At 67.8% G+C, this 3,507-nt stretch carries 5 protein-coding genes and 1 pseudogene; 2 read left to right on the plus strand and 4 right to left on the minus strand.

Going from position 1 to position 3,507, the window contains the following annotated elements:
- Positions 1–92: 92 nt before the first annotated feature.
- Entirely contained in the window at positions 93–614 is a 522-nt protein-coding gene (locus tag AB0I53_RS49370; protein ID WP_358618118.1) for an O-acetyl-ADP-ribose deacetylase, read from the minus strand.
- Positions 615–735: 121 nt separating this feature from the next.
- Between AB0I53_RS49370 and AB0I53_RS49375 the strand changes: the two genes are divergently transcribed.
- A complete protein-coding gene (locus tag AB0I53_RS49375; protein ID WP_358618121.1) occupies positions 736–864 on the plus strand; it encodes a hypothetical protein in 129 nt (42 codons plus the stop codon).
- Here the strand turns inward: AB0I53_RS49375 and AB0I53_RS49380 are convergent, their stop codons facing one another.
- From AB0I53_RS49380 to AB0I53_RS49390, 3 genes are all read right to left on the minus strand, one after another.
- Positions 865–1,479 carry a TetR family transcriptional regulator gene (locus tag AB0I53_RS49380; RefSeq protein WP_358618123.1) on the minus strand — a complete coding sequence of 205 codons (615 nt, stop codon included), beginning with the start codon at positions 1,477–1,479 and terminating at the stop codon, positions 865–867.
- Positions 1,476–1,799: a multidrug efflux SMR transporter gene (locus AB0I53_RS49385; RefSeq protein WP_358618125.1), complete on the minus strand. Its 324-nt coding sequence runs from the start codon at positions 1,797–1,799 to the stop codon at positions 1,476–1,478. Before AB0I53_RS49385 ends, AB0I53_RS49380 begins: the two co-directional genes overlap by 4 nt.
- 79 nt (positions 1,800–1,878) lie before the next feature.
- A complete protein-coding gene (locus AB0I53_RS49390) occupies positions 1,879–2,316 on the minus strand; it encodes a DUF1707 domain-containing protein (RefSeq protein WP_358618128.1) in 438 nt (145 codons plus the stop codon).
- A 397-nt stretch (positions 2,317–2,713) separates the two neighbouring features.
- On the opposite strand from AB0I53_RS49390, the pseudogene AB0I53_RS49395 reads away from it, so the two are divergent.
- Positions 2,714–3,507, plus strand: a pseudogene (locus tag AB0I53_RS49395) (Fe-S oxidoreductase); the annotation flags it as partial.

A 3,507-nucleotide genomic window follows, 5' to 3' on the forward strand; every position in this document is an offset into this window, starting at 1 on the left:
GTCACCTCGGTCGATGCGACCGTGCGGATCGATCACGGCGAGGCCCTGGGCGTCCGGGTGCTGCTATAGCAGCACAAAACGCACACGGGTGGTCACCTGCCGAAGACCTCGTCGTAGGCGGTTTCGAAGGCTGCCAAGGACTTCGCGTCGAAGAGCACGAACCGCACCTCGTCGACATCGGTCTCGGCGTCGCGCACGGTGCGCAGGGCGATCCGCGCCGCTTCGTCGAGCGGATACCGGTAGACGCCGGTGGAGATCGCCGGGAACGCGACCACCTCGGCGCCGAGTTCGTCGGCGACCCGCAGGGATTCCCGGAAGCAGGACGCCAGCAGCCCGGACCGGTCCGCCGCCGCGGTGTAGGTGGGCCCGACGGTGTGGATCACCCAGCGCGCCGGGAGTTCGCCGGCGGTGGTCGCCACCGCCTGCCCGGTCGGCAGCCCGTCCGGATATCGGCTCGCGCGGAGCAGCCGGCATTCCTGGAGGATCGCCGGGCCGCCGCGCCGGTGGATCGCGCCGTCCACGCCGCCTCCGCCCAGCAGCGCGGAATTCGCCGCGTTCACGACGGCGTCGACTTCCTGCTCGGTGATGTCGCCCCTGACCAGCGTGACCCGCATGCGGGGAGTGTGCGCCCGCGCCACGAACCCCGCTCTCCACGACCCGGATCACGCCGATCGCGGCAAGCCCGCGGCCCCTGGCGCGCTTCTCAGGAAGTACACCGCCCGCGAAGGAGACGTCATGTCGACCAGCACCATCCGCACCGGCGCGCTGACCTTCGGAGCCTCCTGCTCGACGCACCCCGGGGAATCGGCCTACGACACTGTGAGCGTCGTCCGCCCAGGGGCGAACAACACGACCTTCAACTGATCAGCCGACCGAATTCCGCAGGTAGTCAACCGGCTGCAGGAGGAAGCGCAGCGTCGGTTCGAGTTCGTCGGCGGTGGGCGGCTCGTCGGCGATGAGCGCCTGCATGAGCAGGCCGTCGATCGCGGCGAACAGCGCGCGGATCACCGGCCCGTCGCCGCCCGCGCCGTCGTTGAGGAAACCGGTGGCGACCTCGATCCAGCGGCGGGCGGCCGGGCGCAGCGCCGGGCGACGGGCGGCGAGCAGGTAGAGCTCGTATTCGCCCAGGGTGCGTTCGCGCTGGTCGCGCACCATCGTCGCCAGCGCCTCGGCGATCACCCGCGGCCAGTCGGAGTTGTCCCGGACCTGCCCGCGCAGCCTGTCGACCTCGGCGATCAGGGTTTCGCAGCTCTCCAGCAGCGTGGCCACCAGCAGGTCGTCGATGCCCGCGAAGTAGTAGGCGATCGACGCGGGCGGCACCTCGGCCTCGCGGGCGATGTTGCGGTGGCTCACCGCGCCCACGCCGTCGCGGGCGACGATCCGCAGCGTCGCGTCGATGATCGCCCGGCGGCGACGCTCACCCTTGGCGCGGCGGCCGTCGGTCTCCTCCTCGTCGGGGTTGCGGTGCGCCGAGGTCAATGCGCGCCGCCCAGTTCGAGCGCGAGGACGCCGCCGATGATGAGCGCGATGCCTGCGACCTGCACGCCGGTGATCCCCTCTCCGAGGAACACCGCGCTGATGATCGCCACCAGCGCGACTCCGGCTCCAGCCCAGATCGCGTAGACGACGCCGACCGGCAGGCCGAGCTTGAGCACGGCGCTGAGCGCGCTGAAGGCCACCAGGTAGCCGACCACGACCAGGATCGACGGGACGGTCTTGCTGAACCCTTCGGACAGCTTCAGCGAGACCGTGGCGAGCACCTCGCTCACGATCGCGACCGCCAGCAGCAAGTAGGCCACGCTTCCTCCCGGAGAAACCTGTACGAATGCCCTACTTGTTCACCATACGGATGCCCGATCACGCGTGCACATGGTTTTCCTAGTGGCCTGACCTCTTGTGCTTCTTGTCGCCGCTGTCGCCGGAGATCATCGAGGCGACGTTGATCGCGGCCCAGATGCCCATCGGGATCATCGGCCAGAAGAACTTCGGCTCGCCGGAGCTGATCGAGGTCACCGCCCAGATCGCGACGAGGATGAAGGAGACGCCCGCCCAGTCCCGCCACTCCTTGATCAGCTTGCGCTTCTGCCGCTCGCGCTTGGCGACCTCCGGCGACGGCTTCGCCGGCACCGGCTCCGGCAGGTCGGCGACCAACGGCTGCAGCTCGCCGAGCGTCGTCGCCGCATACGCCTGCTGCAGGCGGCCGTCGTACTCGGTGATGGTGAGGCGTCCTTCGTCCTGCGCCGAGCGCAGCCGCTGCGCAATCGCCTCCCGGTCCGCGTCCGATGCGCGCATCGATTCGCCGCCCGACTCGCCCATGCCGATCCCCCTGTTTCGACCCACCTGCTGACTTCACCGAACAGATCGTTCGCTCAATCGAATACGTGGCGAAAATCGCATCGCCGCCCGCAATTCTGCCGGGATCGGCTTCGGCGGCGCCCGGCTCGCGGTGAAATCGTGATGCGACGTCGCACACGTCTAACAGGAACAACTCGCGAAACCCCAGCAACGGCATCGCGTCCTCAGCGGACGGAACGGTGGCTCGCGGAACCCACCTCACCGAAACAAATGGTACAAATGCACAACTAGTTTTTCGTCCAGTGGTCTCGCAGAATCACCGATTGTTCCCGACATGAGCAGCGCCCGTATAGTTACCGACGAGTAACAAGACGTACGCTGCTCACACCACCGCCCCCGGAGGAAAGGCACCCGAACCATGGGCGCTGTACAGATCACGCTCGGCGGGATCGCTGTCGTGCTCGGCATCGTCGCTTGGGGCATGTTCGCCGCGACGATCGCCAAGTTCGTGCGCATCATCCGCCTCGGGCAGCCGGACGGTACCCGAAACGGCCCCGTCATGGCCCGCCTGGCCACCCTCGTCAAGGAATTCGCCGCCCACACGCGGATGAACAAGTTCCGCAACGTCGGCATGTGGCACTGGCTGGTCATGTGGGGCTTCCTGATCGGCTCCCTGGCGCTGTTCGAGGCCTACGGCGAGGTCTTCGTACCGACCTGGGGCTGGCCGATCCTCGACGACCTGGCGATCTTCCACCTCCTGATGGAGATCCTCGGCGTCGGAACCGTCGTCGGCATCCTGGTGCTGATCGTGGTCCGCCAGCGCAACCACCCGCGCCGCGCCGGCCGCGTCTCGCGCTTCCAGGGATCCAACTTCGCCTGGGCCTACTTCATCGAGGCCGTCGTCCTGATCGAGGGTGTGGGCATCCTCGGCGTCCGCGCCGCGAAGTCCGCGCTCGGCGTGCACGAGATGCCGCTGTGGGCCGAGTTCGTCTCCGGCCCGATCGGATCCCTGCTGCCGGCCAGCGCGAACCTGGTGTCGTTCTTCGCCTTCGTCAAGCTGATGAGCGCCACGATCTGGCTGATCGTGATCTCCAGGACCATGACGATGGGCATCGCCTGGCATCGGTTCAGCGCGTTTTTCAACATCTACTTCAAGCGTGAGGCTGATGGTGATGTCGCGCTGGGTGCGGTGAAGCCGATGATGTCGGGTGG

This window comes from Saccharopolyspora sp. NPDC050389 (genome assembly GCF_040655595.1).
Taxonomy (GTDB): Bacteria; Actinomycetota; Actinomycetes; order Mycobacteriales; family Pseudonocardiaceae; genus Saccharopolyspora.

Bases quoted from the DNA above. Each gene is read 5' to 3' on its own strand.
- AB0I53_RS49370 (WP_358618118.1), bottom strand. From the start codon at position 614: ATGCGGGTCACGCTGGTCAGGGGCGACATCACCGAGCAGGAAGTCGAC.
- AB0I53_RS49375 (WP_358618121.1), top strand. From the start codon at position 736: ATGTCGACCAGCACCATCCGCACCGGCGCGCTGACCTTCGGAGCCTCC.
- AB0I53_RS49390 (WP_358618128.1), bottom strand. From the start codon at position 2,316: ATGGGCGAGTCGGGCGGCGAATCGATGCGCGCATCGGACGCGGACCGG.